The sequence below is a fragment of the Afipia sp. P52-10 genome, assembly GCF_000516555.1.
GTDB lineage: Bacteria > Pseudomonadota > Alphaproteobacteria > Rhizobiales > Xanthobacteraceae > P52-10.
Genome location: NZ_AZSJ01000004.1, coordinates 448,516 through 461,618 on the forward strand (window position 1 = coordinate 448,516; position 13,103 = coordinate 461,618).

The following is a 13,103-nucleotide window of genomic DNA, read 5'->3' on the forward strand; positions in this document are numbered from 1 at the left end:
GTCAGTAATCCAACGGCAGCGCCACGCGCTTGCCGTCACGCGCCGAAAGATAGGTCGCAATCAACACTTCAAGCGACTTCAGTCCTTCGCGGCCGTCCGTCTCCGGCTCCGCCTCTCCGCGCAAAACCTTGATGACGTTATCGTAGTAAAGCGGATGGCCGAAGCCGTAGACAGAGGTCGTTTCATAGTTGACGGATTTGATCTTCGCGTCGTCAGGGTCGGAGTCTGCAAACTCCCAGTGCTGGATTTCGTTCACAGCTAGACCGCCGACGCGCACCGTTCCCTTCTCGCCGAGAATTGTAATACTGCCTTCGAAATTCTTCGGATAGGTCAGCATCGTCACATTCATCGAGCCGAGCGCACCCGAACGCCAACGAATGCTGACAACGCCTGTGTCCTCCGCTTCGATCTTACGTTCCAGTGTCGCCGTATATGCATGCACGCTTTCGATAGGACCGATTAACCAGTCAAGCAGATCGATATAATGGCTGGCCTGATTCATCATCGCGCCGCCGTCGTGCTCCCACTTTCCGCGCCATGACGCAGCATCGTAATAGTCCTGCGGCCGCGTCCAGAACACGTTGATGTTGACCATGTAGATGCGGCCAAACCGGCCTTTCCAAATGGCCTGCTTTAGCATCTGCAACGTCGAGTTTCGCCGATTCTGTTTCACGACGAACAATCGGACACCGGCTTCATCACAGGCACGCACCATGCGCAGGCCGTCGTGCCAGCGAGTGGCCATCGGCTTCTCAGTCAGCACATGGCGGCCCGACCGCGCGACTTCCACGGCCTGCTGCGGATGCGATCCACTCGGTGTCGTCAGGACAATGATATCCGCATCGGTTTTCGCTAGCATTTCAGACAGAGTACGATAGGGCACGGCGCCAGTCTCGCGAGCCGCAGCTTCGAGCGCTTCCGGAACGACGTCGCATACGCCAACGATTTCGGCCCGATTGGCGTGTTGCTTGAGCGCACTAAAATGGTTCTTCGCGATCCGCCCACAACCGACGAGGGCGAACTTGATGTTTCGATCTACGATCGGCGCGAAATACGTCATCGCTCTATGCCTTGATAATATGGCTGGCGGGCTCGGAGAACTTGCCGCGGCAGTCCACCAGCAACCCGGATTTTGTCCTGATCAGATCGTAATCGAATCTGTCGTGATCGGTTGCCAGCAACACGCAATCGAAACCGGCAAGAACCTCGGCGCTCAACGCCACGCTGGACAGGTCAAAATGATGCTCGCGCATCTTGGGGAAAACCGGCACGTGCGGGTCGCTGTAGGCAACGCGGGCACCCTGATCGCGCAGACGCTCCATCAGAAACACCGAAGGCGACTCGCGCACATCATCGACGTTCTTCTTGTAGGCGATACCCAGGACCAAAACCTTGCTGCCGTTGATCGACTTGCGCTTGCCATTCAAGGCAGACGCAACCTTGGCGACCACATAATCCGGCATCGACGAGTTGATCTCGCCGGCGAGTTCGATGAAGCGCGTATGCATGCCGTATTCACGCGCTTTCCAGGTCAAGTAGAACGGATCGATCGGAATGCAGTGACCGCCAATGCCGGGCCCCGGATAATAAGGCACAAATCCGAAGGGCTTCGTGGCAGCTGCTCGAATGACCTCATGGATGTCGATCCCCATCTTGTCTGCGACCATCTTCATCTCGTTAACGAGACCGATGTTGACCGAACGATGGATGTTCTCGAGCAGCTTGGTCAGTTCAGCTGCCTGTGTGGAACTGACTGGCACGACTTTATCGATCACTTGGCGATAAAGCGCGAGGCCTGCCTCCAGACAGACCGGTGTGCATCCACCGCAGACTTTCGGAATCGAGCGCGTGGAAAAATTCTGATTGCCTGGATCTTCGCGCTCCGGCGAGAACACAAGGAAGATGTCCCGACCGACCTCGAGCCCCCGCTTCTCGATCCGAGGCTTCAGCTCTTCTTCAGTCGTACCTGGATACGTCGTGCTCTCGAGCGAGACCACCATGCCGCTGTGCAGATATGGCAATAGGGAGTCGACCGTATTCAGCACGAAGCTGAGATCCGGTTCCCGATACTTATTGAGCGGTGTGGGCACGCATAGGATCAGCGCATCGACTTCGGAAGCACGAGAGAAGTCGGTCGTCGGATCGAACGTACGACCGACCACATCGGAAATGCTCTTCGGCGAGATATGCTCGATGTAGGATTTGCCGGCTTTGAGCGTATCAACTTTGGCCTGATCGATATCGAAACCGACGACCTTGTAGCCGACCTCACAGTAGCGAAGCATCAGCGGCAAGCCGACATAACCCAGGCCTACGATGCCTATTGTCGCGGTTCTACGCTCAAGCCGGCTGACAAGTTCAATATTCATTCGAAGCTCATAGCGGATAGTCAGATGACACCCGAATTTTCGAATGTCATTTCACTTGTTATTTTCGTTTGTTACGAAAGAGCAACTCTCGCAAAACAACGCCCGTCATGTCGCCATAAAAGACATCATGCGCTACCGGTATAACTACCCGGCCAGCGCAAAAACTTCAATCGAATACGCCACTAGGCCGTTCAAACATCAAATCGTCTGCTGCGAGTTCGCGCTTTAGTATGGAGTAAACACGGCGCGTAACACAATCGAGTGGGAGCCTCAACTCCGCTTCCTCGCGCGCACCAAGAGGCGCCGGTAGCGCGACGTATAGGGCAGTCGAATGAGCACTGATCGGCCGATAAATGCCTTTATGACATTTTTCACAAAGTACGCAACGCCGTCAATTCGCAGCCGCTCGAGTTCGAGCACCTCAAATCCCCCACGCTCTAGAAAGTTGCGGATTTGGCGCTCACCTGCAAAGACCAAATGATCTGGCAGGCCAAGCTCGCCCGGAAAATGCGACCGGTGCTCAATATCGGCTAGATTTCCGGTCTCAATAAACAGCTCCCCGCCTGGCTTGAGAACGTCTCTCACGATAACAAGAAAATCTGCAAACTGTGGAATGTGAGAGAAAACGTCTACGACTGAGACAAAATCTACAGGGACGTGATCCGATCTTAAGTAACCATGCGTAAGCTGAAGACCACGGGCTATTGCCTGCTTAGCTTTGGCTTCCATCGGCTCTACACCAAGAACCTGGCTTCCAGCCGGCGCTAAACCAGCAACCGCCTCCATAATTTCTCCGTATCCGGCCCCCACATCGAGCCACACAATCGGGCGCCCCACTTTCCAGACACTCCCGAACATCCGCCGAAGAATCCTCCGGTAGCTCCGAATCTTCCTCGGAATCCGCTGCGAACGAACGTCAAGATTGCCTACATTTTCATGCACCCCCGTTTTCACCGCCGCATCAATTGCAGTGGCAACCGGTCGAGGATTAACATAGAGCAGTTGACAGGTTACACATCGCACAACGGCGAAGCCCTTTTCCTCCGCCCAATCTAAGCATTCATGAGAGCCACAATTAGGGCAACATATGTGGTCGAGCGAAACAGAAGCCATAACGCGCCTGCGAGAGATGTGTGTATATGGGCTACGAGGGCGGACAAAACTGAATAGTCTTCTGGATGAGAACATCCCAGTTCAAACACTCATACGCCACACGTTGCGCACCCATGCTCATAGCTCGAAGACGCTGCGGACCAAGAATGACTTCGGACACCATCTGCTCAATTTTCTTACTAGTGATCTCCTCGCTCTGAAGAATGATAATATTTTCGTAGAGATTCAAATATGAAACGTCCTGTTCCCCCGTATCGCCCACGATCAACGGCAACCCCATCGCAATAGCTTGCTGCCACAGGATCGACTGACTCGCGGGAAACACGGCAATATCTGCCATATCTAGATATCCGTAAATATCTCTAGGTTTAAGCCACCCCGTAAATCGAACATTTGCGCTGCCGGCCGCCATACTACGCAGATGATCGCCATACCGCTTATTTGTCGGATCACTATCACCGACTACAACGAGCTCAAGAGGTAAGTGAGCCATACGTCCCACAGCCTCGATCAATAGCTCCGTCCTTTTTAATGGATCCAGTTTCCCGCCCGTGAAGATAACGATTGCCTCGTCTCGAATCCCTAATTTCCGGCGCAACGTTCTGCCGCACTGCGCTTTCTTCACTTCGGCACAAGTATCTAGGTCAGCACCTAGCGGCAGCAATTCAATTTCATCATTTGGCACCTTATAGACTTCATTTAGAAAACGCGCCGAAGCGGGCACCACCACAAAAATTTTGCTGAGATATGGCCGTGCTTTATCGAGGAACCATTTGCGCAGGATGCCATGCAGAATTTTCAGTGAGACCCAGTTCTTTCCGGAATTACTGTAGTCTGCGTGATAATCCATAATTACGCGAGAACGCGGATGCGCTCTTACGTACCTGATCACCTCCGGAAAATTCGGACTTATATCATGTACGTAAATGAGATCAGGCGCCTCTTCGGCAAGAATGCCGTCAATACACGTGTAGGCTCGCAAACGATTGAGGACATTATACCGATAACGTAGCTTTATAATCTTGGCATCACCATCAAAGTACACCTTAGGAGATATGGAATTATCATGTCTATCGTTGTAGTAGTCAAAAACTGAATCAAACGTGGATGTTACCACGGTCACCTGATGTCCATTCTTAATGTAATACTTAACGAGAAGATTCTCTTGGTACTCCAGCGTCTCGTTATAAAATTCACATAACATCAGTATCTTCATAGTTCATTCCAGACTGATACAGCTTGCGGCTTGCAAAGCAAGAAGACAGCACGGCTGAGCCATAGCATTAGTGACGATCTACTTGAATCATCATAGCCAAACCGTCTCTGGTACTTAGCCTAGGGTTCCAGCCTGCCTTTTGCAGCTTTTCGGAACTCGCGATTAGGTTGCCGCTTATTCGCTCCCAAGTTGTCCGACGCCCCATCACGATCAAAGGTAATCTTATTATCCAGCTTGGAACTTTGACGAGATTGGCAGGACGACCATTCGCTTGTCTCAATACCGTGAAAGCATCGGCAAGCGAGATCGGCTCGGGGTCTGCAACAATGAAGGTTTCATTCTGCATCAAGTGGCTATCAAGCGCCAATACAATGGCCTTCACAAGATTCTCTCGCGCCACATAGGATCGTAGATTGTTAAACCTCCCAAAGGGCAATGGAATAGCGGATTCTGCCAGCCGCAGGAACAACGCAATGTTTCCCTTCGCACCCGGTCCATATACAATTACAGGCCGGAGAATTGTGTAAGGCATTCCCGATCGTTCCACAGCCCGTTCGGCGGCAAGCTTCGCTCGATCGTACGCGGTAACCGGTTGCGGATCGTCGCCTTCCGTTACGACATGATCTGCGAAGGATCCAGTTTGCGCGCCTATGGACGACATAAAGATGAGGCGCTTTACGCCTTGCCGTAGGCAGGCATCGGCAAGCTCCGCGGTCGCTAGATGTACAACTCGATCATAGAGAGTATCATCACTACCGCCTCGATTAGCGATACCCGCGAGATGCACAACGATATCTGCACCTTCGACTATTCGCTCCCACGCGATAGGACCTGAGAGATCTGGCAACCGGACAGCCTCCCACTCCCATCCCCTGGAAGCGACAAAGCGTTCAGGCTCACGCACCGCAGCAACCACATCATGCCCCTCTTCTGAAAGCGAGTTCACGAGCGCAGACCCGATAAAGCCCGACGCTCCCGTCACCAGAATTCGATAAGGCATCTTCAATATACCCGAACACTGTGGCGCTACAACAACTCGACGCGGGAAGGCATCAGCCGATGGCAAGAACCCACCATCACGGAGAAGCCAACTCAGTCATCCATCCTTCGAGCTGACCAAGGAGTTTTGTCCGCTCGAACTCACGCTGACAGTACGCCTTACCTCTGGCGCCCATCTCAATCCGTTCTGCAGAACCGGATTCAATTAATCGCTCGACGTTCCGAGCCAATATCGCTGCGTTACCTGCTGGCCCAACGAACCCCGCTTCAGCCTCCTCGATCACGCTCGCGCCCTCTCCATCGAGCATACCAAGAATTGGCTTCCCCGCACCCAGATAGCTCTGCACCTTCGCCGGAATCGTAAGACTGAAAATAGGATCCTTACGCAGCGTGACCAGCAGGGCGTCCGCCCCCGCAAAAAAAACGGCATCCTCTCAACGGGAAAGCGCCCCAGCATAACAACCTTGTCATGCAAATTGCGTTTCTCGATCTCAGCAACCACTTTCGGCGACGCACGACCATCACCGACAACAATCCATCGCACGTCGCTGCGGTGACGCAAAATATCGGCAGCGTCTAGTATCGCGGGGAAATCCTGAGCGTCACCGATATTCCCGGCAAACAGAATATTAAAGCCATCTCTATAGGCTTCTAATTCTGGCGCCACTTCGCTATCAGAGGCTTGCCCTTCAAACACCTGTTCCGCCCAGCCAGGAAAATACCTGACACGTGCCGCCTCACAACCATATCGCGAAACATTCGAGGCAAAGCCCTTTGATTGAATCAGCACACGATCGGAATGCCGGTAAATGAAGGCGACAAGCCGACCAACCAGACCGAGAATCCATGGCGAGCGGACCACCCCGACAGCCGACAGCGTTTCCGGCCAGAGATCCAACACCCAAATGAAGACCGGTGCGCGCTTTAATTTGCCAAGAAAGAGCGCAGGCAAGGCAGCTGTAATCGGTGAAATCAGGTAGGCAAAAATCGCGTCGAACTTCTTGCCGCGCAATCGCCAGGCGCCCAGCGTCAGACCGAGCAGCACGAAGCTCATGTAGTTCAGGATCAACTGAATCTTGCTTTGCCCACGGGGCACAAAGGGGAGCCGAACAATCGAAACTCCCGCATACTGAGAAAACCGCGCAGGATCCTTCTTGAACTCCGGAAAAACGTCCCCGTCCGGATAGTTGGGTGTCCCGGTAAGAACCGTAACCTCATGGCCTCGCGATACGAGCTCTGTAGCTAGCTCATTAAGGCGAAAGTTCTCAGGCCAAAAATACTGACTTACGATCAAGATATGCAAGGGACTCTCTCAATCGTATTTCCGCCAGATGACTCGATTCACGTAGTCAGTATAGCTGTGAATGATCCTCACGACCTTGTCCGAAACATTCGGCATACTGTAATCGCCCACCTGCCGAAGCACGCGCTCCTCACCGCGAGGCTGATCTGCCAGAATGGCAAGTCCCTGCCGAACGCGATCGACGTCGAGCCCAATCATCATGACGGCAGCCTCTTCCATGCCTTCCGGACGTTCATGCGCCTCGCGCAAATTGAGCGCCGGAAAATTTAGAATAGATGACTCTTCATTGATCGTGCCGCTATCAGACATCACAGCACGGGCGGAGAGTTGCAGTTTGACATAATCGCTAAAGCCCAATGGCTTGAGCAACTGTACCCGCGGATGAAACGTAATGCCTTCCGCATCGACGCGCTTCCGCGTGCGCGGATGCGTCGAAACGATCACCGGAAGATCGTGATCTTCTGCAACCGCATTCAGCACATTCACGAGCTTGCCGAATACACGCTGCGAATCGATATTCTCTTCACGATGAACGCTGACAACAAAGAATTCATTAGGGGCAAGTGAAAGCCGCGAGAGAACATCCGAAGCTTCGATCTTGCTCCGGTAATGCGTCAGAACCTCGAACATCGGGCTTCCGGTCTTGATGACAAGATCCGGAGGCAACCCCTCCAGCAGCAGATACTCTCGCGCAATGGAACTGTAGGTCAGGTTCACATCGGCCGTGTGATCGACAATCCGGCGATTGATCTCCTCCGGTACCCGCTGATCGAAACAGCGATTTCCCGCCTCCATATGAAAGACCGGGATCTTGCGCCGCTTCGCCGGAACAACAGCAAGGCAGCTGTTTGTATCGCCGAGTACCAGCATGGCATCCGGCTTCTCGCTTTCGAACACACGATCGATCAAACTTATGACATTACCGATCGTCTGGGCGGCACTCGTGCCCGCACTGTCGAGGAAATGATCCGGCTTTCTGACGCCAAGATCATCGAAGAAAATTTGGTTCAGTTCATAGTCGTAATTCTGCCCTGTGTGGACCAGAACGTGATCGCAATAGGCATCGAGCTTCGCCATTACGCGCGACAACCGAATGATCTCCGGCCGCGTTCCAACGACAGTGACAACCTTGAGCTTTTTCACGAGAGCACCTTCATCGCGATGGTGTCCGGTCGCGCACGATCGAAAATCTCATTCGCCCACAACATGACGATGAGCTCATCCTCGCCAATGTTCGTGATATCATGTGCCCAGCCTGGCACCGTCTCGACGGTGTATCCATCGCCACCGCGGACGTCGATTTCGCGCAACTCACCGGTTAGGATGTGGCGAAAGCGAAAGCGTGCGAGCCCGCGTATCACCACGAACTTCTCGGTCTTGCTATGGTGGTAGTGCTCGCCCCGCGTAATGCCGGGATGCGCGGTGAAATACGAGAATTGCCCACAGTCCGGAGTTTTCAACACTTCGGCAAATGCCCCACGCGGGTCGCCGTAGATCGGCACCTGATAGGCAAAGGCCTCTGGTGGCAGATAACTAACATACGTCGAATACAGAGCCCGAACCAGCCCAGTTCCCACCGGTGGGATCACAAGAGAGCGGCGACTGTCCTTAAAGCTCTGGATGACGCTCGAAACTTCCCCGACCGTCGTCTCGTAAACGGGACCAGCCTCCACCGGTCCGCTCTCGACTGGTGGCGATTTCAGTAAGCTCAGAAACGCGTCCGCTACGTCATCGATATAGATCAAGCGCAACTTTGCTGCGGGATCATTGACAGTGATGGGAAGGTCGCGTGCAATGTTGTGGCAGAAAGTCGCGACAGCAGAGTTGTAGTTAGGACGCGCCCATTTCCCGAACACGTTGGTCAAGCGGAACAGATACACCGGCGAACCGCTCTCGCGCCCATAGCGTAAGAGAGCATCCTCGGCCGCAAGCTTACTGCGACCATAGGCATTCGGCATCACGGCCTGGGTCGACGAAGTGAAAACGATAGGCACCGCCACGCCTCTGGCCGCAAGCATCGAACACAGCGCCTCGGTGACCCGCGCATTGCCCGAGGCGAACTCATCTTCGCTTTTGGGCCTGTTCACGCCAGCAAGGTGAAACACAAATTCAGCCGACGCGATGGCAGCCTCAAATTGCTTCTGAGACGTGTTACGCGTTATGCCAACCACATCATTGTATCCGGCCTCGCGCAGCCGCACACTCAGGTTGGCGCCCATGAATCCGTCAGAGCCTGTCAGGACGATGCGCATGATAGTCAATCATCCACAGCGGCAGACTCGCCGCGCTTCACACGCTGCATCAGGTCCAGGCGAAGCAATAACTCCTTCATGCCTTCCACATCGAGCTGATGGGTATTGTGCGAATTGTAGTCCTGACCGAGGTTGATGCGCTTCTCACCCTTCTCGATAAACTTCTCATAATTGAGGTCGCGTCCGTCCGGCGGCACGCGATAGTAGCCACCAAGATCTTCCGCATGGCTCATCTCTTCACGGCTAAGCAGCGTTTCGTACAGCTTCTCACCATGACGTGTACCGATTTCCTGGATAGGATGGTCAGACCTCCCCATCAGATCGAGGAGCGCACGTGCAAGCGTTAGCACTGTTGCAGCGGGGGCCTTCTGCACGAAGATATCGCCGTTGTTGCCATGCTGGAAGGCATACAAAACCAGTTCCACCGATTCATCCAGCGTCATCATGAATCGCGTCATAGCCGGGTCCGTCACCGTGATCGGCTCACCTGCCAGAACCTGCTGAATAAACAGCGGAATGACCGATCCACGCGAGGCCATCACATTGCCGTAACGCGTGCCGCACACAACAGTCCCCTCAAGATTGCGCGAATGAGCAATCATAACTTTTTCCATCATGGCCTTCGACATGCCCATGGCATTGATCGGGTAAACCGCCTTGTCTGTAGACAGACAAACGACGCGCTTCACGCCTGCCGCGGCTGCCGCTTCCAGTACATTCTCAGTACCGAACACATTGGTGCGAACCGCCTCCATCGGATGGAATTCGCAAGACGGCACCTGCTTCAGCGCAGCCGCGTGAAAGCAGAAATCGACATCACGCATAGCCGCCGACACGCTGCGTTGATCGCGCACGTCGCCGATATAGAACTTCAGCTTGGAATTCGCATAACGCTTCCGGAGATCGTCCTGCTTCTTCTCGTCACGGCTGAATACCCGGATCTCGCGCAAATCCGAATCCAGAAAGCGATTGAGAACCGCTTTCCCGAAAGAGCCCGTCCCACCAGTGATCAAAAGAACACGATCTTTGAACATCCTAGTCCCAAACTCCACGAGGCTTTCCCCGCACTGCCGTGCACAATAGCCTGCCTATATGTCAGCCGCCGTCAGCTTCGTCCACCGACAACGAGAGAGCGGACCATCTCGTCCTTCGTCTCAAAAGACGGATAATTGATGAGAACTGCTTTGTACGGCCCTTTAAACACAAACATGCTCCCCGCGGCAGCGCCGATCACACCACATGCGGCAAGGAGTTTGCTCATATCGCCCAGCGAACCCGCGCCCCCGAGAACGGTCATCGGCAACCCAACGGCCGAGCGAACGTCGCGAGCAAAGGGTATATCGTAACCCTTCATTTTGCCGTCATTGTCGATCGAGTTGATCACGACCTCACCCGCTCCAAGCTCCTCGGCCTGCTTCGCGACGCTCAATGCCTCGCGGCCGGTATTCCGCGTCCCGTTGTGGGTCCAAACGTGATACGCACCGCTCCGCGGATCCTTCTTGTAGTCGATAACAACCACGACGCTCTGATTGCCGATCTCTTGAGCCGTGGCTGAGATAAGTTCAGAATTCTCGATCGCCGCGGAGCTGATCGCCACCTTCTCAACGCCAAGTGCGATAATGCGCCTAGCCTGCTCGACGGTTTTGATGCCGCCACCGTAACAAAGCGGCATACGGCATTCGACCGCCAGGTTGGCGATCATCTTGAAGTCTGGTTCCACACCATTCACACTCGCATCAATATCGAAGACTGCGAGTTCGTCCGTTTCTTTCTCATTGAAAATCTTCACGGCATTGATCGGATCGCCCACATACTTGGGATCCTTGAACTGTACCGTTTTCACCAGTCCCCCACGATGAACCAGAAGGCTTGGGATGATGCGAGGACGCAGCACGTTACAGCTCCGCGAAGTTCTGTAGCAGCCGCGTACCAAAGCGGTGGCTCTTTTCCGGATGAAATTGAACGCCGTAGATATTAGCCGCATTCACGGCACAGCAGAACTCTGCGCCGTACTGAGAAGTCGCAATGACATTCTCGGCACGGTCGCACTTCAAATAGTAGGAGTGCAGAAAGTAGAAACGTGCACCCGACTGCAACTCTTTGAAGAGCGCGTTATCGCCCACGGACTGCACATCATTCCAGCCCATATGCGGTGTCGGCATATCCTTGGTTGCTTCCCATGACTTGAATGCCTTTACTTCCGCATCGATCCAACCAAGGCCAGCAAGACGCCCCTCATCGCTCGAGCGAGCCAGCATCTGCGCGCCTACACAGATGCCAATGACAGGCACTCGCTTGTCGACCACCAGATCATCAAGCACGCTCCGCATGCCTGAACGATCAAGGAGCTCCATCGCGTGATCGAAGTGCCCCACACCAGGCAAAATCAACTTCGTGGCCCCAGCCAGCGCGTCTGCATGCTTCGCAATTGATATCGGAATATTCAGCCGATTATAAACATTCGCAAAGGCCGCGATGTTACCCAGCCCATAATCGACAATCGTGATCATCGCACAATCATCTTCTGCAGACCCAGCCCTCGCAGCACCTGCGTCCCCAGATCGATAAGCGCCATGCTGTGGCTGTAGTCGCGGTAGGTCTTGTTCGGACCCTTCAGGAGCTCCTGCATTTCCGGAACGGTCATGTCGAGCTTGGTAGCGACATACTCAAAATCCTGCCGCATGGACTCTTCATCGTAAGCCGGCTGCGCGATCTTCTCCAACGCCTCATCCCGCGACAGCTGCTTGGTGAGGATCAGACTGGAGAAATGCGCGCGCCGCTTGTCATAGCCAAACTTCGTCGGCAGCCAGTACCCCTCATAGAAGCGAGTGAAGCGTGATTCATAATGTTTGTGCGCGTACTTCTGCCAGCCGAACTTATCGGCAAGCTCCTGCATGGCCTCATCCTTAAGATAAGGAAAATTGTTCAGCGGCTTGACGACCCGCATCCCCTTAACGAACCGATAGTAGATCTTGAACTTGAAGATATCCGCCATCGGAAACGTCGAAAGCGGCCGCTCCCCAAATCGGCGATGAATATCCTTCAGCTGCCGCAAATCAGATGCGTGATAGTGCCATTCGAGTGGCTCTCGCACACACTCGGTCGAATAGTTGGCACCGGTGATGACGTACTTGAAGCCATGTTCAGCTGCAAAATTGTACAGCGCGGCAAAGAAAGCGTGATCCTGCGGCGTATCGAGATGCGGGACCTGCGCCTTGAAGAAAGCGCGTTGCAGATCCTTCATCTCCTCCCAATTGACGACTTCGGTATGAAGATCAAGGCCGAGACCGTCGACCATTTTTTCGATGTTGTTGACCGACTGCTGGGAATTCCATCCGGCATCAACATGGAAAATCAGCGGGCGCAGCCCCAGCTTCTCCTTGGCGAGATAGGCAACGTAGGAGCTATCAACGCCGCCGCTGACGCCGATAATACAGTCGTGATCGCGATCCTTTCCTTCCTCGCGTATCCCGGCCGCTACGGCCAGCATCTCCCGCTCTCCGCGCTCGTCCGGATGCCAGTTCGGCAAGATATTGCGATGATAATTATTGCAGTAATCGCACCATCCACGCTTGTCGAACGTGATGTTCGAATCTGACGTGTCCATGATGCAGTTGGTGCAAATACAGTATGCTCGTGTCATTGTCGCTCGTCAGACCTTCATCTTGCATTTAAGGCCAGCTCGGGTCGCAGCCCACGCTATTTGATACCCGTCTTTCTAGCCCGACTTTGTTCGGCACGACAGCCAAAATGGCTGCCAAATCATAATCAAAGCAGCACCACCCACAGGCGATCCGGCGCAAATTGCCCGCCTCCCTCTCATCAAGAACATGATTCCTGGTGCCAGCACT

Annotated in this window: 12 protein-coding genes; all 12 read right to left on the reverse strand. The window is 54.0% G+C overall.

Features of this window, described 5'->3' with window-relative positions; translation table 11 throughout:
* Position 1: 1 nt before the first annotated feature.
* The gene (locus X566_RS16890) at positions 2-1,060 is read right to left on the reverse strand and encodes a Gfo/Idh/MocA family protein (RefSeq protein WP_034469568.1); all 1,059 of its coding nucleotides are present in this window, start codon (positions 1,058-1,060) and stop codon (positions 2-4) included.
* A gap of 4 nt (positions 1,061-1,064) precedes the next feature.
* Complete coding sequence (locus tag X566_RS16895) at positions 1,065-2,369, reverse strand: nucleotide sugar dehydrogenase (protein ID WP_034469570.1); 1,305 nt, start codon at positions 2,367-2,369, stop codon at positions 1,065-1,067.
* A 270-nt stretch (positions 2,370-2,639) separates the two neighbouring features.
* Complete coding sequence (locus tag X566_RS25535) at positions 2,640-3,557, reverse strand: methyltransferase domain-containing protein (protein WP_081740284.1); 918 nt, start codon at positions 3,555-3,557, stop codon at positions 2,640-2,642.
* Positions 3,514-4,698 (reverse strand): glycosyltransferase family 4 protein, encoded by a 1,185-nt coding sequence (locus X566_RS16905; RefSeq protein WP_034469576.1) that lies wholly within the window; start codon positions 4,696-4,698, stop codon positions 3,514-3,516. Before X566_RS16905 ends, X566_RS25535 begins: the two co-directional genes overlap by 44 nt.
* Positions 4,699-4,765: 67 nt before the next feature.
* Entirely contained in the window at positions 4,766-5,698 is a 933-nt protein-coding gene (locus tag X566_RS24400) for an NAD-dependent epimerase/dehydratase family protein (RefSeq protein ID WP_081740285.1), read from the reverse strand.
* Positions 5,699-5,977: 279 nt separating this feature from the next.
* Complete coding sequence (locus X566_RS16910) at positions 5,978-7,000, reverse strand: glycosyltransferase family 4 protein (protein ID WP_206538711.1); 1,023 nt, start codon at positions 6,998-7,000, stop codon at positions 5,978-5,980.
* Positions 7,001-7,009: 9 nt separating this feature from the next.
* Positions 7,010-8,143, reverse strand: a complete 1,134-nt coding sequence (gene wecB, locus X566_RS16915) for a non-hydrolyzing UDP-N-acetylglucosamine 2-epimerase (protein ID WP_034469579.1) — start codon at positions 8,141-8,143, stop codon at positions 7,010-7,012.
* A complete protein-coding gene (gene wbjC, locus X566_RS16920; RefSeq protein WP_034469581.1) occupies positions 8,140-9,252 on the reverse strand; it encodes a UDP-2-acetamido-2,6-beta-L-arabino-hexul-4-ose reductase in 1,113 nt (370 codons plus the stop codon). Before wbjC ends, wecB begins: the two co-directional genes overlap by 4 nt.
* A 5-nt stretch (positions 9,253-9,257) precedes the next feature.
* Entirely contained in the window at positions 9,258-10,286 is a 1,029-nt protein-coding gene (locus X566_RS16925) for a polysaccharide biosynthesis protein (protein ID WP_034469582.1), read from the reverse strand.
* 71 nt (positions 10,287-10,357) lie between these two features.
* Positions 10,358-11,146: an AglZ/HisF2 family acetamidino modification protein gene (locus tag X566_RS16930; RefSeq protein WP_034469583.1), complete on the reverse strand. Its 789-nt coding sequence runs from the start codon at positions 11,144-11,146 to the stop codon at positions 10,358-10,360.
* A gap of 1 nt (position 11,147) precedes the next feature.
* The gene (gene hisH, locus X566_RS16935; RefSeq protein WP_034469585.1) at positions 11,148-11,762 is read right to left on the reverse strand and encodes an imidazole glycerol phosphate synthase subunit HisH; all 615 of its coding nucleotides are present in this window, start codon (positions 11,760-11,762) and stop codon (positions 11,148-11,150) included.
* A complete protein-coding gene (locus tag X566_RS16940) occupies positions 11,759-12,895 on the reverse strand; it encodes an N-acetyl sugar amidotransferase (RefSeq protein ID WP_034469587.1) in 1,137 nt (378 codons plus the stop codon). Before X566_RS16940 ends, hisH begins: the two co-directional genes overlap by 4 nt.
* Positions 12,896-13,103 lie beyond the last annotated feature (208 nt).

Coding starts and splice junctions, on each gene's coding strand:
- X566_RS16890 (WP_034469568.1), bottom strand. CDS start 1,060: ATGACGTATTTCGCGCCGATCGTAGATCGAAACATCAAGTTCGCCCTC.
- X566_RS16895 (WP_034469570.1), bottom strand. CDS start 2,369: ATGAATATTGAACTTGTCAGCCGGCTTGAGCGTAGAACCGCGACAATA.
- X566_RS25535 (WP_081740284.1), bottom strand. CDS start 3,557: ATGTTCTCATCCAGAAGACTATTCAGTTTTGTCCGCCCTCGTAGCCCA.
- X566_RS16905 (WP_034469576.1), bottom strand. CDS start 4,698: ATGAAGATACTGATGTTATGTGAATTTTATAACGAGACGCTGGAGTAC.
- X566_RS24400 (WP_081740285.1), bottom strand. CDS start 5,698: ATGCCTTATCGAATTCTGGTGACGGGAGCGTCGGGCTTTATCGGGTCT.
- wbjC (WP_034469581.1), bottom strand. CDS start 9,252: ATGCGCATCGTCCTGACAGGCTCTGACGGATTCATGGGCGCCAACCTG.
- X566_RS16925 (WP_034469582.1), bottom strand. CDS start 10,286: ATGTTCAAAGATCGTGTTCTTTTGATCACTGGTGGGACGGGCTCTTTC.
- hisH (WP_034469585.1), bottom strand. CDS start 11,762: ATGATCACGATTGTCGATTATGGGCTGGGTAACATCGCGGCCTTTGCG.
- X566_RS16940 (WP_034469587.1), bottom strand. CDS start 12,895: ATGACACGAGCATACTGTATTTGCACCAACTGCATCATGGACACGTCA.